The organism is Buchnera aphidicola (Nurudea yanoniella) (assembly GCA_039829995.1).
Taxonomy (GTDB): Bacteria; Pseudomonadota; Gammaproteobacteria; order Enterobacterales; family Enterobacteriaceae; genus Buchnera_B; species Buchnera_B aphidicola_AV.
Genome location: CP140036.1, coordinates 156,993 through 179,599, shown reverse-complemented (window position 1 = coordinate 179,599; position 22,607 = coordinate 156,993). Strand labels below are relative to the sequence as shown.

Genomic DNA, 22,607 nt, shown 5'->3' with positions numbered 1-22,607 from the left:
AAATATATGAAATTAAATTTTTATAAAAAATAAAATATTAAAAATCTTAATTTGAATATATTATTCCATAAAATAATAAATTAATGCAAAACAATATTTTGTTTCTCTATCGAATGAATTTGAACTTTTATTATTTCACTAATAGGATCTTCAGGGCAATGTTCTACAAAATAAATCAAATCAGTTAATGCAATGTGATTACATTCCAATTGAGCATATATTAATCCTCGATCACGTATTTCATAAGGATCATTAGGATTTATTTTTAATAATACATTGCTAACATTTAATGCTAATTCCATTTCTTTTTCTTCCATCAACGCGTTCTTCAACGTATCAAACATTTTTTGAATAACAGTTAAATATTTAACTTTATTTAAATCATTTTCATACAATTCTGCTGTTGGGCTAATATTTCCTTTCAGCCATACTTTTAAAATATGTTCGTTTAAAGTTTCTCCATTAAATGGATTTATCAACCACATTTTTTTATTAAACTCATCTGCACGCAAAATAAGTTGAGTAGGAAAAATGACCGGCATAAGGGGAAGACAAAGTTTTTGAGCAATATGTAATAATATTATGCCTAATGAAACTGCAGTTCCTTTTCGAGTTTGCAAAACATTGTCTAACCATAACACATCAGATAACTTATAAACTCCAGTAGCTCCACCAAATTTCCAACGATCATAAAACAATTCTATTAATTTTTTTAACTTTAAATACATCTCTTTTTCAGTTGCTATATATAATTTAGCTTCGGCTACTTTATTATTCAATTCTTCAATCACAAAATGAGATGGAAAATCCGGTCGAACAAGGCATAACATAGAAATTATTGATTCACATAAAGGCAATTTAGAAACGTCATAATCAAAAGAAGATGTCATATTATTTCCAATAATTAATTATTATATAAATATTGATTATTTAATACAAAACACATGTGATCATTTAATTATATATAAAAACACAAAATTAATTTAAAATAAGACTAAATAATTATAATACTTTTAAAAAAATATACATTACATACTAACAGGTTAAAAATCTTTACATATTTTTTTGTCCTACTGTAACTCGATCATTTCCAGAATAATCTCGATAAGTCATTATATTAACAAAACCATTTTTTTTAAATAACTTTTGTACACGTACCTTTTGCATCCAACTATGTTCTATTAATAACCAACCTGCATGTTTCAAATATCTTTTAGAATTTTCTATTATATAACGTATGGAACTCAGTCCATTTTCTGTAGAAATTAATGCTGTAAGAGGTTCAAATAATAGTTCTTTACTCAAATAATTTATTTCATTTAAACCAATATAAGGTGGATTACTAATGATAATATCAAATTTTTTATAAACAGAAGAAAACCAATTACTACAAAAAAAATTAGCATTTTTTAACTTTAAAATTTTTGCATTCTTTTTAGCTATATAAATTGATTTCTGAGAACGATCTATCCCTATAATTTTACAATAGGGTTTTATACTAGCTAATGCTAATGCTATGCAACCACATCCTGTACCTAAATCTAGTATATCTTTACAAAGAAAATCATCTAAACGCTCTAGCGCTTGTTCAACTAAAATTTCAGTATCCGCACGAGGTATTAATGTAGATTTAGATACAAAAAAAGGCAATGACCAAAACTCTTTCTTATGAACTAAATATGCAACTGGTTCACCATTTAATCTACGTTTGAGAATACTATTTAATCGTTTTAAATCACAACTCATTATTTTATAAAAATTATTTCTTATTAACCAACTAACATTCTTTTTAAGGACGAAATTTGCTAATACTTCCGAATCTAATCTAGGACTTTGACATCCAGAATGTTTTAATTTTAATAATGCCATATTGAGCCAAGATTCAATGTTCATTTATTTTATAAAATTTTTAGATATATGAGATAAATAATTAATTTGATATTTTTGGATAATAGGCTCAATTAATAAATCCAAATTTCCATTCAATACTTCATTTAAAGAATATAATACTAAATCAATCCTATGATCAGTTATTCTATTTTTCGGAAAATTATATGTCCTATTTCTATCTGAACGCGTACCACTTCCAAATAAATCTCGACGCATAATAGAATCTTCTTTCTTTCGTTGAAAAAACTCTTCTTCTTGAATCCTAGAAATTAATATAGATAGAGCTTTAGCTTTATTTTTGTGTTGAGAACGTTCGTCTTGACATTCAGCAACATGACCGGTTGGAATATGAGTAATTCTAATAGCAGAATCTGTAGTATTTACATGTTGTCCACCTGCTCCAGAAGATCTAAAAGTATCAATTCTCAAATCGTTCAGGCTAACGTTTTTTAACTCTTTTTTAGGAACTACAGGAATTACAGCAACTGTACAAGTAGAAGTATGAATTCGTCCCTGAGATTCAGTTTTAGGAACTCTTTGCACTCTATGACCTCCAGATTCAAATTTCAATCGCGAACATGCTTCTTTCCCTGTAATTTGAATTATGACATCTTTAAATCCTCCTTTTTCACTCTGAGTAGAATTAACAATTTCTGTTTTCCAATGATGTATTTCTGAATATTTAATATACATTTTACACAAATTTCCTGCAAATATAGCGGCTTCATTTCCACCAGTCGCTGCTTTTATTTCAATAAAACAACTTTTTCTATCAAAAGGATCATTAGGTAACAACAATTTTTGTAATTTTTGTTCTAATTTAGACTGTTTTAAAAAAATTATTTTTAATTCTTCTTCAGCTATATCATGTAATTCAATGTCATTTAATAAACTAGAAATTTTCGTCTTATCATGTTCATTTTTTTTCCAACTTTCAAATAAATTATTAATATTAGATAATTTTAGATATTCTTTAGATAATTTACGAAATTTATTTTTATCAGAAAATGTATAAACATCAGATAATATCAATTTTATTTCTTTATATCTTTTATGCAAAATTTCTAATTTTTTAAAAATAGAATTTTTCATTGTTTAAAGTACCCTTTTGTTGATTCGTAAAAAAATAGTTATACATATAATTGTTTATTTTATAAATTTAAAAATATAAAACATACATTTCATTAAAAATATTTATAATACTTCACTATTGCAAAACTTAATATAACAACACATTAATCAAAAAATTTAACATCACTAACAACCTTTTATGTTTTAAATGTCTTTACTAAAACATTATTTAAATAAAAATATACTTAACAATTTGAAATAATGATAAAATTCATAAGATAAACATTAAATAAAAAAATAAAATCAATTTTTCTACTTAACATAATTGAATAATTTTTATTTAATCTATTTTTTGCGTTATTACATACTTAATACTTAACTAAAATTATAAGTAAACTAAACATTACTTTTAATAAAAAATTTTTTTATAATTTTAATGGGAAAATTCTATATATCAATGTGCAAAAATATTAAAAACAATAAATATATATAAAAACACTCTTAAATCATTTTAAAAAATAATTTATTAAATTTCTAGAAAAACATATATATTTTGAATAAAAAAATACATACGTATGTTTTTAATATTAAACTGAAAAAGATATAATTTAACATATTAAATATTTTAAATATAAAAAATAATATTTATTCACCTTAATTCAAACAAAAATAATCATTTTAAATCACAACAACTGGATTTTAAATTAATGAAAACTATTTGGTGGCCCTCTCCAGCTAAAATTAATCTTTTTCTCTACATTACAGGAATACGTTCCGATGGCTATCACAATATCCAAACACTATTCCAATTATTAAACTATGGAGACATGATTTATACTACTCTTAATAAATGTGGAAACATAAATTTATTAACACATATTAAAAATATCCCAAATTCAAAAAATATAATCATTCATGCAGCAAAATTATTAAAAAAAAAGCGCAAAAACTAAAAAATCACTCAAAAAAAATAGGTGCTAATATTTATATTAAAAAAAATATACCTATAGGGGGGGGTTTAGGAGGGGGGTCATCTAATGCTGCAACTATTTTTCTAATACTTAATAAATTATGGAATACACAATTCACAATATCACAATTAGCTAATTTTGGAAAATGCTTAGGAGCTGATGTTCCTCTTTTTATCATGGGTAAAACAGCACTAGCAGAAGGGATAGGAAATATATTATTTCCTATTAAAACAAAAAAGAAATGGTATCTTATAACTTTTCCAAAAATTGAAATTTCTACTAAAAAAATTTTTTCTGATCCTAAACTTAAAAGAAGTTCTCCAAAAAGAAATATACATTCTTTATTATCTATTCCTTTTAAAAATGATTGCGAAGATCTTATAAAAAATACATTTTGTGAAATAAATGATTTGATTATATGGCTATCTAAATATGCACCTTCTCGAATTACAGGAACAGGATCATGTATATTTTCTGAGTTTGATTCAAAAACACAAGCAAAAAAAATTCTTTCTATGCTACCACTTAATGTTGATGGATTTATTGCAAGTAGTACTAATACTTCTATATTACATAAAAAATTGTAATAATTTTAATCATCATAAATAATATTTCAATACTATTTAATGAAAAATCACATATTTCACATACCGAGGTTCTCATGTCTGATATGAAATTATTTTCAGGAAATGCAGTTCCAAATTTAGCGAAATCTATTGCTACCCGACTTTACATGAATTTAGGAAATGCATCAATAGGAAAGTTCAGCGATGGAGAAATTAGCGTTCAAATTAATGAAAATGTTCGTGGAAATGACGTATTTATTATTCAGTCAACCTGTCATCCTACTAATGATAATCTTATGGAACTAATAGTTATGGTTGATGCTTTGAGACGAGCATCTGCAGGAAGAATTACAGCTGTAATCCCTTATTTTGGTTATGCCAGACAAGATAGACGAGTACGTTCAGCTCGAGTTCCAATTACTGCCAAAGTAATAGCAGATTTCTTTTCTAGTATCGGAATAGACAGAGTTCTTACAGTAGATCTTCATGCTGAACAAATTCAAGGATTTTTTGACGTTCCTGTAGATAATGTTTTTGGAAGCTTAATTTTGCTAGAAGACATGCTACAAATAGATCTTAAAAATCCTATAGTCGTATCTCCAGATATAGGAGGTGTTGTAAGAGCACGCGCTATTGCAAAATTACTACATGATACAGATATGGCAATTATCGATAAAAGAAGACCTAATGCAAATGTGTCACAAGTTATGCATATAATCGGAGATGTTTCTAATCGCGATTGTATTTTAGTTGATGATATGATTGATACTGGAGGAACATTATGTAAAGCTGCTGAAGCTCTAAAAGACAGAGGAGCTAAACGCGTCTTTGCATATGCCACACATCCTATTTTTTCAGGAAATGCTGTTGAAAATTTAAAAAATTCAAATATTGATGAAGTAATAGTATGTGATACTATTCCTTTATCAAAAAATATTCAAATGCTCCCGAATGTAAGGACACTAACACTTTCTGGAATGTTATCAGAAGCTATTAGAAGAATTAGTAACGAAGAGTCTATATCTGCTATGTTTGAACATTAATATATAAGTAATATATTTAAAAAATTTGAGTACAATAAAATATTATTTACATTTACTGTACTCAAAAATATTCAATACAATTTGGTTATCTACTGCTTTGATATAAAAAGATTTATTTTATAACAACACTTGCACATATTTAGTATATGTAATATTACATAAAAATATTTCTTATAAAAAATTTTAAAAATATTCTTATAAAATAATTATAATAAGGAACCAATAGCGAATTTTTAAAACTAACACTACTTGCAAATGTAGTAGAAAACTCTAAAAAAAATAACACAACACAAACAATAAGAATACCTCTTATTACCCCGAATAATATTCCTAAAATTTTGTTTAATATAGATAAATGAAAGTGTTTTATAAAAATTATTATTAAAAAATTTAGTATAAACTTAATTATTAATAAAAAAGTAAAAAAAACTAAAAAGTTCACTACATATTTTAAAATTTTATTATCAATATACATTGAAAAAAAAGAAAATAAATAGTAATACCTAATATATGAATACGTTCCTATTATCCACATTAAAATAGATATAATTTCTTGAAGAAAACCACGAAAAAAACTTGCAATAGTAGAAATAAAAATTACAATTATTGAAATATAATCTAATATATTCATAAAATGTTCAATATTTTATTAAAAACAAAGAATTTTTTGAAAAATGTTATTAATTTATTAAAAATTTATATATTTCTCTCACTGTAAAAAAAGATCCAAATATTAAAATCACGTCATTAATACTTACAATATTTTGAACTTTTCTCCAGGCATACTCAATATTAACGCATATTTCAGAAGAATTAATTGGAAGAAATTGCACTATTTTTCTAGGAGAAATACTTCTTTTCGTATTTAATCTAACACAATACCAAAAACTTACTATTGTAACTAATGGAGTAACAATGTTTAATATATCTTTACCTTTTAATAATCCTATTATAACATATATCTTTCCTAAAACTTTCATATTAACTAATTTTCCAAATAAATAATTTACTGCGCAACTATTATGTGCTACATCTAAAATTATTTTTGGATTATAAGATAATACTTGAAACCGACCAGGAATTGATATATCTTGAAAACAATTTTTAATAATATACTTATTTAAAACAATTTCTGATTCAGAAATTGCTGCTAACGCAGTAGCAGCATTAACTAAAGGAACATTTGGCAAAGGAAGATTTAAAAAACAATGATATTTATTCATAAAAGACCAGAAATTATTGTATTTTTTATAAAACCAATCCTGATGTATTAATCTAATTTTTACATTATTTTTATAAACAATTTTTTTTGCTACTCTCGAAAAATTTGTTTCAGAAATTATTGCTATTTTTCTACTTCTTAAAATTCCAATTTTTTCAATACTAATCAAATGTCGATTATTTCCTAATATTTCGATATGATCCAAACTTATATTCGTAATAACAGAAATATTAGGAGTAATTACATTCGTTGCATCTAATCTACCTCCTAAACCTACTTCTAAAATAATGATATCTAATTTACTATGTTTAAATAAATATAAAGCAGATAAAGTAATAAAATCATAATAAGTTAAAAATAATGTACCTCTTGCTATTTCAACATTATTAAACGAAATAATATGCAAATCTTCTTCCAGCTCAACCCCATTAATGCGTACTCGTTCAGTATATCGAAATAAATGTGGAGAAGTATATAATCCAACTTTATATCCATGTTTTAATAAAATTTTTTCTAAAATATAACACGTTGTTCCTTTTCCATTAGTTCCTCCTACTATATAAATAAACATATTAGAATTTAATATACCTAATTTTTTAGCAACATAAACGATATTTTTAAAATGATTTTTTTGAACATCAAAACGAAATTCTTTAATATAATTAATCCACTCAAAAAACGATCTATTTTTATTTACATTCATATATGTTTTACATACCAAAAAACATTTCTTTTAAAAAAATAAGAAAAAATCTCTAAAGATTAACAAATAAAATAGGTTTATATGTTGACATTATACCAATTATTAAATTTGGATAAATACCTAATACTAATATCAATAAAGATATTGCTAATAAAAATAATATACAATTTTTACTGTATATATCTAAAACTATTTTATCTTCTTTACTAAAAACTTGCGGATATAGATAAAATTTAGTTACTATACTTAAATATGAATATATACCTAAAATTGATCCTATCAAAAACATAATACCTAATAACCATAAGTTTTCTCTAATTATTAAAGATAAAATATAAAACTTTCCAATAAAACCAATAGTTATAGGAATGCCAGAAAAAGAAAACAAAAATATACTTAGTATAGTCGATAAAACCGAATTTTTCCAAAACAATCCATGATAAAATTTAATAAAATCACATTTCCATGTATAATTTAAATTAGAAAGAACACTAATTAATCCAAAAATTCCAATACTAGATAAAAAATAACTTATTAAATATATGCCTACAGCTTCTAAAGAAAAATCAAAATTTTTAGAAGATAATAATAATATTAACAAATATCCAAATTGAGAAATAGAAGAATATCCTAAAAATCTCTTGATATTGGTTTGGAATAAAGCCATGAAACTTCCAAAAATAATGGAACAACAGGATATTACTTCGAATACAATATGAAAAAACTTTACATTAAAAAATGTTAAAAAAATAAATATCTTAAAAAATACACTGAACACTGCAATTTTTACAGCAGTGGAAAAATACATTAATACCGTTGGTTCTGTTCCTTCATAAACATCTGAAATCCATATATGAAATGGAAATACAGATAGCTTGAAGAAAAACGATAAAATAATTAATCCTAAACCACATAAAAAAATATAATTTGGACTTAAAGAAGATACAACACATTCATATATCACACTAGAAAATGTTAAACTACCTGTAATAGAATATACTAAAGCAATTCCAAACAATGCTAATACTGAAATTGAACAAGACAAAATCATATATTTTAGGGCCGCTTCTAATGAACGTTTTTTATAATATGTATATGAAATCAATCCTAAAGTAGGTAAAAAAATCAATTCCATTCCAATAAATAAAGAAAACATATGATTAGAAATAATTAATGAAATACAACCAATTGTAGAAAGTACTAATAATAAATAAAATTCTTCTTTATTATAATGTGAATTCTTTAATGCAAAATATGAAAATATACACGAAATAATACTCGATACAATAACCACTAAGATATATAAAAACGAATACTTATCTATATGAAACAATATAGTAATATCTATAGGTATATTTTTTTGAACTATATATAAAAATAATAAAGTAAATACTAATCCTATAATAGAACATAAAAAAATAGAAAAATGGTTACGATAATATGAAATAAGTAAAATTATTGTTATTACAGTCAATAATAAAATTAAAAATGGACAAAGAACTATTAACTGTTCTGAAGTAATCATCATCGAAACTTATAACCTTGTCATTGAAATAGAATTAAAAAAAATCGTTCGAATATTATTTAGTGGAAACTCAGATATATGTAAAATTATGTTAGGAAACACTCCAATTAAAATCAAAACTGTCAATAGTAACATTGATATAAATATTTCTCGGAAAGAAACGTTTTTAATAAAAACTTTATTTTTTTTATAAAAATAAGGACCAAAATATATTTTTTGTATCATATTTAATGAACATAATGCTGTAAAAATTAAAGAAAAAGAAACAACACTAATCAAAAACATATTTTTATTAAATGTTCCAAATAATATCATAAACTCGCCAACGAAATTACCTGTTCCTGGAATTCCTAAATTTGCGACTGCAAAAAACAAAGATAAACTAGGTATCCAATTCATTTTTGACCATAAACCACCTATTTCTTTCATATTCCGAGTATTAGTACGTTGAAATACTTGACCTACAAGACAATATAAAGCAGAAGTAGAAATGGCATAAGAAATAACATGAATAATTATTCCTTGATATGCTATTTGATTAGCACTAAACACAGCAATTAATAAAAATCCTGTATGTGACATTGACATATAAGCTATTAAACGTTTAATGTCAACTTGAAAAAAAGCTACAAATATAGAATAAAATATTGTTATAACTCCTAAATACATAAAAATAGATGAAAAAATAAACGAAGCATGTGGAAAAAAAGGAATATTAAATCGTAACAGTGCATAAATAGCCGTTTTCAATAAAATTCCAGAAATATCTAAAGCACCTGAAATAGGAGAATATGTATGAAAATCTGGAAACCAATCGTGAAATGGAACTATAGGAATTTTTATAGAAAAAGCTAAAAAGAAACCAATCATAATAAAAGTTTCCATAAAAATACCAAGAGACACATTACGTAATATATCATAGTTAAAACTTAAAACATGAGTACATGTATAATTAGAATAAACTAAAAGTAATATTGAAAATAATAAGATTAAACCAGAAAATTGAGAATATATAAAAAACTTATTAGCTGCTATGTACCTATTTAAACATGTATTTTTACTATTAACTTTATATCCCCATAATATAATTAAAAAATACATTGGAAAAATTATTATTTCCCAAAAAAAGAAAAATAAAAAAAGATCAATAGACAAAAAAATACCTACGGAAAAACTTAAAATCCATAATAAATTCAAATAAAAAAAACCAATTTTTTTTTCGATTCTGTTCCATGAACAAAGTACTGATATCATTCCTAAAAAATTAGTCAAAACCAACATTAAAATTGACAAACTATCAGCAGCTAAATAAAAAGTAATTCCTAATTGTGGAATCCAAGAAGTTTGATATTCAAAGTTCCAAAAAGATTTATATGAATGAGAAACAAAAATTGTTAAATCACAAAATAAACAAGAAAAAGATAAAACAAATAATAAACTTGTTAATACCAATGCAATATAATGCGAAATTTTTATACCATATTGATCAAAACACCAACATGCAATTCCACCTAAAAATGGAATTAAAATAAAAATAGGAAGTATCATGTCAATTATATTCCTGATTTTAGTTCACTAACTTAATAAAATTAATAAAAATTTATAAAATAATGAAAAATTTTTATCTAATAACTTTAAAATTATTATCAATATTTTTAAACGTATAAAATTATAGTTTCTAAACAAGCTATGCATCCTAATAAAATCCATAACAAATATGCTCTTAAATAACCATTATGTATAAAAACAAAATTACGATAAATAAAATAAAACAAATTTTTAAAATGATTGAAAAAATTACCTAAAGGATCAAACATTAGAAATTTAGTAATATAAAGATATGGATTTACAAATAAAACGTTATATATATAATCAAAACCACAAGCATTAAAAAAAAACTGGTTGAAAAAAATCCCTACTTTAGTACATAATAAATTATTAATAATTTTTTTATTGACTACCCATAAATAATAAGATAAAGAAATACCAAATAAAGATATAAAACTGCATATTATTTCTAAATAAAAATTAAAATGAATAACTTTTTTTTCTATAGAAAATGTTTGAAATAATGGAAAATTTATATACAATTCAATAAATGTAGAAAATATTATGAGTACAATTAATGGAAAACTATGAGTAAACTCTGTAGGAGACAGAAGTTTTCTTTTTGTAGTTCCAAAAAAAATAACAAATATCATTCTATATGTATACAATGTAGTTAGAAATAAACCGATCAATCCCGATATAAAAAACAGCATAAAATTATTTTCAAAAGCAAAAAACAAGATATTTCTTTTACTATAAAATCCTGATGTAATAAATGGAAATGAAGCAAGAGAAGATCCACCAACTAAAAAAGATATATATAGTAAAGGAATATGACGTTTTAAACCTCCCATTTTAAAAATATTTTTTTCATTTTTTAACAAAATAATTATTGAACCGGCGGCGAGAAAAATAAGAGCCTTAAAAATGGCATGTGCAACTAAATGTTGAATAGCAGCTGTCCAGTTTTGCATACTTAATGCAATAAACATGTAACTTATTTGACTCATAGTAGAATATGCCAATATACGTTTTACATCAGTTTGAACTAATGCTGAACAGCAAGAAACAATTAAAGTAATACTACCTATTATTCCCAAAATATATAAAACTACTGGAATTAATGAAAATAAAAAATAAGTTCTTGAAATTAAATAAATTCCAGCTGTTACCATAGTAGCTGCATGTATTAAAGCAGATACCGGGGTTGGGCCCATCATTGCGTCTGCTAACCATGTTTGTAACGGAATTTGAGCAGATTTCCCTATAGCTCCCAATAATAAAAAAATAGTAATAAGATGTAATGAAAATATATGTTCCTTTATTTTGATCATTTTAAAAATTAATTTCAATTCTTCAAAATTAGTCGTTCCAAATTCTTTATAAATTAAAAATATTGATAATAATAAAAAAACGTCTCCAATGCGAGTAATGAAAAATCCTTTTAAAGCAGCGTAACCAGCATTAATATTCTTGTAATAATATCCTACTAACAAATAAGAACATATTCCTACTCCTTCCCATCCTAAAAACATAAATATCAAATTATCTGATAAAACTAATACAATCATACTAAAAATAAATAAGTTCATATATGCAAAAAAACTTGATAACTGCGTTTTAAATCCCATATACCAAGAAGAAAATAAATGAACTAAAAAACCAATGCAAGTCACCATAATCAACATTGTGAGAGACAAACCATCTATTAAAAATCCAAAATTAATTTGAAAATTATCAACAGCTATAAATGTCCACAACGTTTCAACAAATATATTATCATTCTGATAAGAAAAATTTTTTATGAAATATATAGAAAAAAACATAGATACTAATATAGATCCTACTGAAAACTTTATAACCTGAGAATCAGAAAAAATTTTCTTAAAAAATAATAATGCTACACAACTTATTAAAGGAAATAAAACTATTATATGAATAATATTCATCCATGCATCTCACTTAATTTATCAATATTTAAAGTTTTAAATTTGCGATAACATTGTATTAAAAGTGCTAACCCTATTCCTGATTCTGAAGCACCTAAAGTCACGATTAAGATATACATGATTTGTCCATCTACTTGATTCCAATAACTACCTACAACTACTAATGCTAATGCAGCAGCATTAAGCATAATTTCTAAACTAATCAACATACATAAAATATTTTTATGTATTATTAAAGATAAAAAACCTAGAATTAATAAAACTGAAGATAAAAATAGACCATGGAATAAAGGAATCATACATATTTAATCCTCATAAATGAATAAAAGTTTTACTTATCTTTTTTTTTTCCAATATGAAACACTATTATTAAGGAAGTTAAAAGTAACATTGATACTAATTCAATTATTAAAATATAATCTTGAAATAATTTTATTCCTACTTCATGTGTGCTAATAATAATATTATATATATATTTATCACTTAAATTAGACAAAAATAAAAATACACTCAAAACTAATGCTAAAAAAATAATACTGAGTGCTACCAATTTTATAAACGATATATTAGATATTGTAGAACAAGATGTAAAATTTTTAAAATTAAACATCATAATAACAAATACAAATAAAACCATTATAGCACCAGAATAAATTATTACTTCTAATGCTGCTGCAAAAAATGCTCCTAATGAAAAAAAGACACCTGATGTAGATAAAAAAGATGCTATTAAAAAAATCAAAGAATACATTGGATTTTTGCTAAAAATTGTAAAAACTGTAAAAATAATAGACATTAATCCAAAACCATAAAAAGATAATTCCATATCATTATTCCTTAAGGTAATAATGTCTTAACATCAATAGGATAAGATTCATAATCTAAATTACCCTTGTCTCTATTTTGTACTTTTACACCTGAAAAACTATAAAAGTTATAATCAGAATATTTTCCCGGTCCTGAAATTAATAAATCTTCTTTTTCATAAACCAAATCTTGTCTCTTATATTCTGATAACTCGAAATCAGGAATTAATTGAATAGCAGCAGTAGGACAAGCTTCTTCACATAATCCACAAAATATACAACGGGAAAAGTTTATTCGAAAAAATTTTGGATACCAACGATTATAAGATTTTAAAGAAGATTTTTTTAAAGAAATACAGCCTACAGGACAAACCACAGAGCACAAATTACAAGCTACACATCGTTCTTCTCCTTGTAAAGTACGAGATAATATAATACGACCTCTATATCTCGGAGGAAGATAAATAGGTTTTTCAGGATACATTATAGTTTCTCGCTTTGAGAAAATATTAATAAAAGTTAACCAAATACTTCGAATTTGACTAAATAGAAAATACATTACTTCTAAAATTTTCATATAACTTATCTCTTACTAAAATTTATACAATATAAAAATAGCAGTAAATATTAAATTTATTAAAGTTAAAGGAAAACAAAATTTCCATCCAAACAATATTACTTTATCATAACGAGGTCGAGGCAAAGAAGCCCGAATTAAAATAAATAAAAAAATAAAAAACACAGTTTTTAAAAAAAATAAAAAAATTGAAGAAAATCCAAATCCTAACCAACCACCAAAAAACATTGTTGTAATTAAACTCGAAATAACAATAATAGAAATATATTCACTAATAAAGAACAAACCAAATTTCATACCTGAATATTCAATATGATAGCCATCTGATAATTCTTGTTCAGATTCCGGTTGATCAAAAGGATGACGATGACATAATGCTAAACCTGCTATTAAAAATGTTATTAATCCAAAAAATTGAGGAATACAATTCCACATAGAAACCTGACTATTAACAATAGAAATCATATTAAATGATTTGGCACGAGCTACAACTCCCATTAACGAAAGACCTAAAAAAACTTCATACGATAATGTTTGTGCAGTAGCACGAATAGCTCCTAACAATGCATACTTACTATTACTAGACCAACCTGCAAGCAAAACAGAATATACTGAAAGAGATGCCATCATTAAAAAAAATAAAATACCTATATTTAAATCTATTACAACAAAACTACGACTAACTGGTATAATTGCCATAACAAGGAACAAAAAAACAAACCCCAAAATGGGAGATAAAACAAAAATTGCTCGTTTACTAAATCCAGGAATCCAATCTTCTTTGAAAAATATTTTTATCATATCTGCTGCTATTTGTAATGTTCCGTGCCATCCCACTCTATTAGGTCCGTGTCGATTTTGTAAGAAACCTAATATTCTACGTTCTAAAATACTCATGATTGCTGCAAATAAAAAAACAAAGAACAATAATAAAACCGATTTTAAAATTAACACATTTTATTTCCGAAAAATATTAAAAACTAATCATACAATTATCTTACGCAACTCGACAACTTTTTTTCTAGAAAGAGATAAGGGAAAATTTGAATATCCCAAAGGTAAACCTAATTGCTTAGATTTCATTTTTGACGATAAATGCACAATTATCGTAAATTTAGTTTTACAACAAATAAATTCTATTTGTGATCCAGATTGAATAGATAAAGTTTTTGCATCTTGAGTGTTCATAATTCCTGCAACATAAAATATATTTTCCTGAATTGTCAAAGACCATTGCGATAATTGCTCACTTCCAAACAAAAAATAACATGGAACCACATAATAACTAGAATCTGTAACAATAAAAGATATATTATCAAACCAGGGAATAGATTGACATGGGTCATATGAAAATAACCTCCTTCCAGAATCTCCACAATATAATTCTCCATTAATTTCTTTTTGAAACTTGTTCCAAGCCTGTATTGAATTCCAACCAGGAACCCAAGCAAAAGGTATATAAGAAGAATATTTATAAATTTGTTGGCATCCTTCCATAGAAAAAGAAAACATAGAATTTTTATCTTCAGGTTGTTTAACTTCATGAACGTTAATATTAGATCGCATTGATGTACGACCACTAGAACGATGTGAGGATCTTGCTAATTTTTGATTAAAAACTCTAAAAGATGAATTAGGAGCTAAAAATTTTATCTCTCGTAAACTATAATTTTCAGAACACATACTATGAATAACATCATCTAATGTATACCAGATCTTAGGTTTCTTATACAACTTACATTCTATAAGATGCAACCACATCCAACTATCTAAAATATGCAAACTTTTATTGTAAAATCCAGTATCATATACTTGAAAAAATCTCTGTGCTCGACCTTCATAATTTACAATTGTTCCTGAACTTTCAAAAGAATTAGAAGCTGGAAGAGTTATTTTTCCTATTTTTATTGTTTTAGTATTAAGATGATCAATAACTATGATATTTTTAATCTTACTAAACCAATTTAAAAGTTTAGATTCAGGAAAATAACGAAATAAATCATTTTCTAAAATTATTATAGAATCACATTTTTCTTTGAGCACACTATCCATAGATTGTTCTAATGACATGCCTTTTAACAACTGTATTCCTAAACTATTAGAATCAGATGTCAGAAGAACTAAACCAACTTCTTTCTCCAAATTTTTTAATGCTTTTGCTATATTATGAACAGCTTGAATTAATTCTACACTATTGCAATGTGAACCAGAAATAATAAGAGGATTTTTAGATGATAACATAGCTAAAACAATTTTTTTAACTATTTTCATGTCACATATACTCAAATTACTAAAATTAGAAAAAGTTTTATCAAGCTCATGCGCAATTTGAAAACATAATTGTACTTGATCATTTATATTAGAAAAATGACTTATTTCAGAAATATCGTCTAATTTGGTTGAACATGTATTTATAACAAATAATTTATTTTTTATATTTTGAGAAAGATTTTTAATAGCTAATGAATGCCATTTTTGGATTTTCTTTGAAAATTCTATTTTTTTTGAACTATTCTTGATTGCTTGCCTGACAGATAAAGCTACCATAGGAGAAGTTTGAGTAATATCCTCTCCAATAACAAGAATCATGTCATAATTTTCTATTTCTCTTAATGTAGGCACATAAATACCACTATCTTTTAAAATTTTTTCTATTAATTGTATACAATCTAATTCTATTTGTAATAATCCTATTGAAAAATTTTCTCGTCCAACTAATTTTTGCAAAGCATAATTACTTTCTAAACTAGCCCGGCTAGAACCAATCCCAATTATTTTAGAAGAACGTTCTAAATTTTTAGACACTAATTTAATAGACTGTTCTATACTATCTAAAACATATTGTTTCTTACTATTAATGCGATGCATAGACCATTTCGGTCTATCTTTTAAATTGGAATAACCATAACTAAATCTCCCCAAATCACATAAAAAATAGCGATTAATACTACCATGATATCGATTTTCTATCTTACATATTTTTCCATACCTTTCACCTACACTAATATTACATCCAATACAACAATGCTGACAAATACTTGGGGCATATTGTAAATCCCATTTTCTTGTATATGTTTCAGACTGTGTCTTATCAGTAAAAACTCCAGTAGGACAAACATCAATCAAATTTCCCGAAAATTCGCTTTCTAATTGTCCTTCTTTGAACCTTCCAAAATAAATATTGTTACTAATTCCAAAAACTCCAAAGTCTGTACCATCAGCATAATCCTTGTAATAACGCACACATCTGTAACAAGAAATACATCGATTCATTTCATGTTGAATAAAAGGTCCTAAATTTTGATTTTTATGAGTTCTTTTTGAAAATCTATATCGTCTAATATAATGTTTAGCCATTACAGTCATATCTTGAAGATGACAATTTCCACCTTCTTCACAAATAGGACAATCATGTGGATGATTAGTCATTAACAACTCTATAATACCTTTCCTAAAATCTACCGCTTCATGATCATTTATAGAAATTATTAAATCATCCGTAATAGGAGTCATACAAGATACTACTAATCTTCCTATCGTATCCTTATCATTATGATATTGCTTTACAACACATTGACGACATGCACCAATACTGCCTAATACAGGATGCCAACAAAAATAAGGTAAATTAAAACCAAGTGATAGACAAGCATGTAATAAATTTTCTGAATCATTAACATTATATTTTTTTTTATCTATAGAAATTATAGCCATAAAATTATCTTTATTTTTATTTGATAAAATTTTTAATTTATAAACTATGTATATAGTAAAATTAGACTACATACATACAAAATGGTCGTTTCAAAATATCTTTACTATATTTCTAAATTAGTCATTAATAATATTATTTGACTGAATACCTTCTATTAATTTTATACTAATAATCGACGACGGTTGAATACAATTTTCAAACTCTGCACGAAAATATTTAATAGCACTTCTCAATGGAGAAATAGCCCCAGGAGCATGTGCACAAAATGTTTTTCCAGGCCCTAATTGCAAACATAGATTTTCTAAAATCTTAATATCATCCTTATGTCCTTGATTTTTTTCTAAAGATTTTAAAATAAACACAATCCATGGTAAACCATCACGACATGGAGTACACCATCCACATGATTCGCGAGAAAAAAATTCTTCAATGTTTCTAACTACAGATACTATATTCATAGTATGATCAACTGCCATGGCGACAGCAGTACCTAATCTACTTCCTGCTTTTTGAATATTAAGAAAATCCATAGGAACATCAATATGTTCACATGTTAAAAAATCTGTACTTGCTCCACCTGGTAGCCATGCTTTAAGTTTAAATCCATTTTTCATACCACCAGCATAGTCTTCTAATACCTCACGTGCTGATGTTCCAAAAGGCAATTCCCATAATCCAGGATTTTTAACTTTCCCCGAAAATCCCATTATCTTAGTACCTGCATCAGAACTTTTTGATAAATTTTTATACCATTCTATACCATTTAAAATAATAGACGGTACATTAGACAATGTTTCCACATTATTAATACAAGTAGGTTTTCCCCATACTCCTATAACAGCAGGAAAAGGAGGTTTACATCTTGGATTAGCTCGTCTACCTTCTAAAGAATTAATTAAGGCGGTTTCTTCTCCACAAATATAACGTCCAGCACCACTATGTACAAAAATTTCAAAACTTAAATTTGATGTAAGAACATTTTTTCCAATATAATTTGAATTTTTAGCTTCACAAATAGCTTTATTGAGAATATGTTCAGCATGAACATATTCTCCTCTTAAAAAAATATAACTTACATTAACTTTTAAAGCTAATGCACTAATCAAAATTCCTTCTATTAACTGATGGGGAATTTTCTCCATTAAAAATTTATCTTTATACGTACCTGGCTCCATTTCATCAGCATTACACAATAAATATCGCACACTACTATTTCTACTTTGAGACATTAAACTCCATTTTATTCCTGTAGAAAATCCTGCTCCTCCGCGTCCTTTTAAACCTGAACCTATTATAGTATTTATAATCTCTTGCGGTTTTATAGTCTTAACTGCTTTTTCAAAAGCTAAATAACCACCTTTTTTTTTATATTCTTCTATCCATACTACATCTTTGTTTTCATTTAACCACCACGTTAATGGATGAGTTTCACGAGTACAGAGTATTTTTTTCACTTATATGATTCCAATAATCTCATGATTAAACTTGAAGTTACACAAGAATATACATCATCATTAATCATTATAGTAGGAGCTTTATCGCAATTTCCTAAACAACTCACAGGCAATAAAGTAAAATTAAAATCTTTTGTTGTTTCTCCAATAGAAATATCCAATTTTTTTTCTAAAAAAAATCTTATGCTTTCACAATCATGCATAAAACATACAATACTATCACAATAACGTATTATATTTCTTCCTACTGGTTTACGAAAAATTTGACTATAAAATGTAGCTACTTCTTCTAAATCGCTCTCAGTTATTCCAAGTATTTTCGAAATTTCATAAATAGCAAAGTCAGAAATCCAGCCATATTTCTTTTGAACTATTTTCAATGCTTCTATAGAACTAGAGCGCGAATTCTCATAATTATCTTTCTTTTTTAATATTTCTATCTTATCTTCATCATTTAATACAAAATTATCATACAATATTTTTTTTGACATGTTTTTACTTAACGATCGACATCAGACATAACGAAATCAATACTCCCTAAATAAACTATTAAATCTGATATTAAACTTCCACGAATGACTGATGGTATTTGTTGTAAATGAGGAAAACTAGGGGTTCTTATTCTAGTTCTATAACTTGTAGTGTTTCCATCACTAATTAAATAGTAGCTATTTATTCCTTTAGATGCTTCAACCATTTGAAAACTCTCATTAGGAGGAATTACAGGCCCCCAAGAAACTTGCAAGAAATGAGTAATCATTGTTTCAATATGTTGCAAAGTACGTTCTTTAGGAGGCGGAGTAGTTAAAGGGTGATCAGCTTTAAACGGACCATCTGGCATATTATTTAAACATTGTTGTAAAATAAAAATACTTTGCCAAATTTCCTCTACTTTTAACATTACTCTAGAATAACAATCACTAATTCCATTTCCTAGTGGAACTTCAAACTCAAAATTATGATATCCAGAATAAGGTCTCTTCTTTCTAACATCAAAATCTAATCCAGTAGCACGTAAACCTGATCCTGTAACACCCCATGTAAGAGCTTCATATTTGTTATACTCAGCTATACCTTTTGATCTACTTATTAAAATACTATTTTTAAGTGCAACATTAATATACTTTTTCAATCTTTTTGGTATCCATTGAAGAAAATCTTTCAGTAATTTATTCCATCCTCGTGGCAAATCATTTGCTACCCCTCCAATTCTAAACCACGCAGGATGCATACGAAATCCTGTAATTGCTTCAATAATATCATAAATCTTTTGACGATCAGTAAATGCTAAAAAAACTGGTGTCATAGCACCAACATCTTGAATAAAAGTAGAAACATATAGCAAATGACTATTAATTCTAAACAATTCTGACAACATTATTCGAATAACTTCTACTTTTTTTGGGACTGTAATACCAGCTAATTTTTCAACTGCTAATATGTAAGGCATTTCATTAATACATCCACCTAAATATTCAATGCGATCTGTATATGGGATATAACCATGCCAAGTTTGACGTTCTCCTATTTTCTCAGCTCCACGATGGTGGTATCCAATGTCCGGAACACAATCAACAATTTTTTCTCCATCTAATTGTAAAATTATACGAAAAACTCCATGCGCAGAAGGATGGTTTGGTCCTAAATTTAAAAACATATAGTTATTATCTTTACTTTGTTTTTTCATTCCCCACTCTTCTGGATTAAATCTTAATGAATCCATTTCAATATCTTCTTTATTCTCATTTAACACAAACGGATCATACTCAGTAGCTCTTGAAGGATAATCTTTTCGCAACGGATATCCTTTCCAAGTCTTTGGCATAATAATATGAGTTAAATGAGGATGTTGATCAAAAACAATTCCAAACATTTCCCATGTTTCACATTCATACCAATTAGAATTTGGATATAATGCTGTTAATGTAGGAACATTCAATGCATTGTTAAACAATGCTATTTTAAATATTACATCACTATTTCTAGAATACGAAATAAAATGATAAAAAACCGAAAAATCAGCTAACGGTAATCCTGATCGATGAGAACGCAATCTTTCATCAATTCCATGAAGATCAAACAATGTGGTATAAGGATTACGCATGTTTAACAAAAATTTACCTACTTCCAATAAAATATTTCTATCTATCCACAATATAGGAATATCCATTAAATTTGCCTGAAGAACAAACTTGTTTTTCCCAAAAAATTCAAAAAGTTCTTCTACAATGATGCTGTTAATATGATTATTAGGAATAAATTTTCCTAAATTATTATCATGGTTTAAACTATCATTTTTCATAAATTAAATAATAATCTTATAATTATATATAATTAAAAAGAAAAACATGCAAAAATTACTAAGATATAAAGACCTTTTAAAAGAACTTTTTAATTATTCTATCTTAAATTGTGTCTGGAGAACGAAGTGTTTTAATAGAAATATTTTTTGCTTTACGTCGACTTTTTTCCGATGGCATATTAGCACGGTATATACCTTGTTCTCCTACTATCCACGATAATGGACGACGTTCTTTAGAAATAGATTTTTGTAATAACATCAAACCTTCTATATAAGCTTCAGGTCTTGGTGGACAACCAGGAATATATACATCTACGGGAAGAAATTTATCTACACCCTGAACTACAGAGTATACATCATACATTCCACCAGAATTGGCACAAGCTCCCATAGAAATGACCCATTTTGGTTCTAACATTTGATCATATAATCTTTGAATAACAGGTGCCATTTTTATAAATGGTGTACCAGCAATCACCATAAAATCAGCCTGTCGTGGAGATGCACGCAAAACCTCAGAACCAAATCTTGAAATATCATGTACAGAAGTAAATGCAGTTACCATTTCTACATAACAACAAGATAACCCAAAATTATAAGGCCAAAGAGAATTCTTTCTTCCCCAATTAACTAAATTATGAATATATTTACGAATTGTACCCATATAAACATTTTTTTTTATATAATCATCAATAGGATCAGACACAACTTCTTTTGTATGAGTCGGATAATTTTTGTTTGTTCCTTTATTACCTACTCTAGTTAATGTATATTTCATAAAATAACCTATTTTTGAAAAATTTAAATATTAATATTTCCTTAAAGGCGGTTCTGATCCCAGTTCAATGCATTTAAACGAATTAAATAAATTAATCCACACAATAAAAATAGAATAAAAAATAAAACTTCTACAAAACCTAACCATCCAACTTTATAAATATTTATTGCCCATAAATATAAGTACATTGCCTCAACATCAAACAAAACAAAATAAATTGCCACCAAATAAAATTTAATAGATACGTTTAAAGGAAGTTCATCAACCGGATCTATCCCAGATTCAAATGGCTTATGTTTATGTCTAGATTGAGATTTTCCACCTAATATTGAACTCAATAATAAAATTAAAGCACACAATCCGATAACTGTTAAAAAATATATTAAAAATCCTAAATATTTAAAAGCATATAAGCTATTTATAAAATTCATGATATCTTTTTAAAATTATTAATAAATCTTCTAAAATACACATATATTAAACTAAA

18 protein-coding genes and 1 pseudogene are annotated in these 22,607 nt (G+C 25.9%); 2 read left to right on the top strand and 17 right to left on the bottom strand.

Annotation, left to right across the window (positions count from 1 at the left end):
- Window positions 1-80: 80 nt before the first annotated feature.
- The 3 genes from sirB1 to prfA all read right to left on the bottom strand — a co-directional run bounded on the left by sirB1 (window position 81) and on the right by prfA (window position 2,982).
- Window positions 81-890, bottom strand: a complete 810-nt coding sequence (gene sirB1, locus U0T64_00810) for an invasion regulator SirB1 (GenBank protein ID XBC41408.1) — start codon at window positions 888-890, stop codon at window positions 81-83.
- A 163-nt stretch (window positions 891-1,053) separates the two neighbouring features.
- On the bottom strand, window positions 1,054-1,893 hold the full coding sequence (gene prmC, locus U0T64_00805; GenBank protein XBC41407.1) for a peptide chain release factor N(5)-glutamine methyltransferase: 840 nt from the start codon (window positions 1,891-1,893) through the stop codon (window positions 1,054-1,056).
- Window positions 1,894-2,982, bottom strand: a complete 1,089-nt coding sequence (gene prfA, locus U0T64_00800; protein XBC41406.1) for a peptide chain release factor 1 — start codon at window positions 2,980-2,982, stop codon at window positions 1,894-1,896.
- A 686-nt stretch (window positions 2,983-3,668) separates the two neighbouring features.
- On the opposite strand from prfA, the pseudogene ispE reads away from it, so the two are divergent.
- Window positions 3,669-4,519 (top strand): annotated as a pseudogene (ispE, locus tag U0T64_00795) (4-(cytidine 5'-diphospho)-2-C-methyl-D-erythritol kinase).
- A gap of 74 nt (window positions 4,520-4,593) precedes the next feature.
- Window positions 4,594-5,541 carry a ribose-phosphate pyrophosphokinase gene (locus U0T64_00790; protein XBC41405.1) on the top strand — a complete coding sequence of 316 codons (948 nt, stop codon included), beginning with the start codon at window positions 4,594-4,596 and terminating at the stop codon, window positions 5,539-5,541.
- Window positions 5,542-6,221: 680 nt separating this feature from the next.
- On the opposite strand, the gene folC is transcribed toward U0T64_00790, so the two are convergent.
- From folC to ndhC, 14 genes are all read right to left on the bottom strand, one after another.
- Window positions 6,222-7,466 (bottom strand): bifunctional tetrahydrofolate synthase/dihydrofolate synthase, encoded by a 1,245-nt coding sequence (gene folC / locus U0T64_00785; GenBank protein ID XBC41404.1) that lies wholly within the window; start codon window positions 7,464-7,466, stop codon window positions 6,222-6,224.
- Between the two features lie 52 nt (window positions 7,467-7,518).
- Complete coding sequence (locus U0T64_00780; protein XBC41403.1) at window positions 7,519-8,994, bottom strand: NADH-quinone oxidoreductase subunit N; 1,476 nt, start codon at window positions 8,992-8,994, stop codon at window positions 7,519-7,521.
- 6 nt (window positions 8,995-9,000) lie between these two features.
- The gene (locus U0T64_00775; protein XBC41402.1) at window positions 9,001-10,539 is read right to left on the bottom strand and encodes an NADH-quinone oxidoreductase subunit M; all 1,539 of its coding nucleotides are present in this window, start codon (window positions 10,537-10,539) and stop codon (window positions 9,001-9,003) included.
- A gap of 107 nt (window positions 10,540-10,646) precedes the next feature.
- Entirely contained in the window at window positions 10,647-12,488 is a 1,842-nt protein-coding gene (nuoL, locus tag U0T64_00770) for an NADH-quinone oxidoreductase subunit L (protein ID XBC41401.1), read from the bottom strand.
- On the bottom strand, window positions 12,485-12,787 hold the full coding sequence (gene nuoK / locus U0T64_00765; GenBank protein ID XBC41400.1) for an NADH-quinone oxidoreductase subunit NuoK: 303 nt from the start codon (window positions 12,785-12,787) through the stop codon (window positions 12,485-12,487). Before nuoK ends, nuoL begins: the two co-directional genes overlap by 4 nt.
- Before the next feature lie 32 nt (window positions 12,788-12,819).
- On the bottom strand, window positions 12,820-13,314 hold the full coding sequence (locus tag U0T64_00760) for an NADH-quinone oxidoreductase subunit J (GenBank protein ID XBC41399.1): 495 nt from the start codon (window positions 13,312-13,314) through the stop codon (window positions 12,820-12,822).
- Between the two features lie 11 nt (window positions 13,315-13,325).
- Window positions 13,326-13,871, bottom strand: a complete 546-nt coding sequence (gene nuoI / locus U0T64_00755) for an NADH-quinone oxidoreductase subunit NuoI (GenBank protein ID XBC41398.1) — start codon at window positions 13,869-13,871, stop codon at window positions 13,326-13,328.
- 15 nt (window positions 13,872-13,886) lie between these two features.
- Window positions 13,887-14,825 (bottom strand): NADH-quinone oxidoreductase subunit NuoH, encoded by a 939-nt coding sequence (gene nuoH / locus U0T64_00750; protein ID XBC41397.1) that lies wholly within the window; start codon window positions 14,823-14,825, stop codon window positions 13,887-13,889.
- A gap of 30 nt (window positions 14,826-14,855) precedes the next feature.
- Complete coding sequence (gene nuoG / locus U0T64_00745; protein XBC41396.1) at window positions 14,856-17,585, bottom strand: NADH-quinone oxidoreductase subunit NuoG; 2,730 nt, start codon at window positions 17,583-17,585, stop codon at window positions 14,856-14,858.
- Window positions 17,586-17,702: 117 nt separating this feature from the next.
- On the bottom strand, window positions 17,703-19,040 hold the full coding sequence (gene nuoF / locus U0T64_00740) for an NADH-quinone oxidoreductase subunit NuoF (GenBank protein XBC41395.1): 1,338 nt from the start codon (window positions 19,038-19,040) through the stop codon (window positions 17,703-17,705).
- Complete coding sequence (gene nuoE / locus U0T64_00735; protein ID XBC41394.1) at window positions 19,037-19,531, bottom strand: NADH-quinone oxidoreductase subunit NuoE; 495 nt, start codon at window positions 19,529-19,531, stop codon at window positions 19,037-19,039. The genes nuoF and nuoE overlap by 4 nt, the downstream gene beginning before the upstream one ends.
- Before the next feature lie 8 nt (window positions 19,532-19,539).
- The gene (nuoC, locus tag U0T64_00730) at window positions 19,540-21,342 is read right to left on the bottom strand and encodes an NADH-quinone oxidoreductase subunit C/D (GenBank protein XBC41393.1); all 1,803 of its coding nucleotides are present in this window, start codon (window positions 21,340-21,342) and stop codon (window positions 19,540-19,542) included.
- A gap of 103 nt (window positions 21,343-21,445) precedes the next feature.
- Window positions 21,446-22,120: an NADH-quinone oxidoreductase subunit B gene (locus tag U0T64_00725; GenBank protein XBC41392.1), complete on the bottom strand. Its 675-nt coding sequence runs from the start codon at window positions 22,118-22,120 to the stop codon at window positions 21,446-21,448.
- A gap of 41 nt (window positions 22,121-22,161) precedes the next feature.
- Window positions 22,162-22,551, bottom strand: a complete 390-nt coding sequence (ndhC, locus tag U0T64_00720; protein ID XBC41391.1) for an NADH-quinone oxidoreductase subunit A — start codon at window positions 22,549-22,551, stop codon at window positions 22,162-22,164.
- Between the last annotated feature and the right edge of the window lie 56 nt (window positions 22,552-22,607).

Excerpts from the sequence above, each read along its gene's own strand:
- sirB1 (XBC41408.1), bottom strand. The coding sequence starts at position 890 with ATGACATCTTCTTTTGATTATGACGTTTCTAAATTGCCTTTATGTGAA.
- prmC (XBC41407.1), bottom strand. The coding sequence starts at position 1,893 with ATGAACATTGAATCTTGGCTCAATATGGCATTATTAAAATTAAAACAT.
- prfA (XBC41406.1), bottom strand. The coding sequence starts at position 2,982 with ATGAAAAATTCTATTTTTAAAAAATTAGAAATTTTGCATAAAAGATAT.
- U0T64_00790 (XBC41405.1), top strand. The coding sequence starts at position 4,594 with ATGTCTGATATGAAATTATTTTCAGGAAATGCAGTTCCAAATTTAGCG.
- folC (XBC41404.1), bottom strand. The coding sequence starts at position 7,466 with ATGAATGTAAATAAAAATAGATCGTTTTTTGAGTGGATTAATTATATT.
- U0T64_00780 (XBC41403.1), bottom strand. The coding sequence starts at position 8,994 with ATGATGATTACTTCAGAACAGTTAATAGTTCTTTGTCCATTTTTAATT.
- U0T64_00775 (XBC41402.1), bottom strand. The coding sequence starts at position 10,539 with ATGATACTTCCTATTTTTATTTTAATTCCATTTTTAGGTGGAATTGCA.
- nuoL (XBC41401.1), bottom strand. The coding sequence starts at position 12,488 with ATGAATATTATTCATATAATAGTTTTATTTCCTTTAATAAGTTGTGTA.
- nuoK (XBC41400.1), bottom strand. The coding sequence starts at position 12,787 with ATGATTCCTTTATTCCATGGTCTATTTTTATCTTCAGTTTTATTAATT.
- U0T64_00760 (XBC41399.1), bottom strand. The coding sequence starts at position 13,314 with ATGGAATTATCTTTTTATGGTTTTGGATTAATGTCTATTATTTTTACA.
- nuoI (XBC41398.1), bottom strand. The coding sequence starts at position 13,871 with ATGAAAATTTTAGAAGTAATGTATTTTCTATTTAGTCAAATTCGAAGT.
- nuoG (XBC41396.1), bottom strand. The coding sequence starts at position 17,585 with ATGGCTATAATTTCTATAGATAAAAAAAAATATAATGTTAATGATTCA.
- nuoE (XBC41394.1), bottom strand. The coding sequence starts at position 19,531 with ATGTCAAAAAAAATATTGTATGATAATTTTGTATTAAATGATGAAGAT.
- nuoC (XBC41393.1), bottom strand. The coding sequence starts at position 21,342 with ATGAAAAATGATAGTTTAAACCATGATAATAATTTAGGAAAATTTATT.
- U0T64_00725 (XBC41392.1), bottom strand. The coding sequence starts at position 22,120 with ATGAAATATACATTAACTAGAGTAGGTAATAAAGGAACAAACAAAAAT.
- ndhC (XBC41391.1), bottom strand. The coding sequence starts at position 22,551 with ATGAATTTTATAAATAGCTTATATGCTTTTAAATATTTAGGATTTTTA.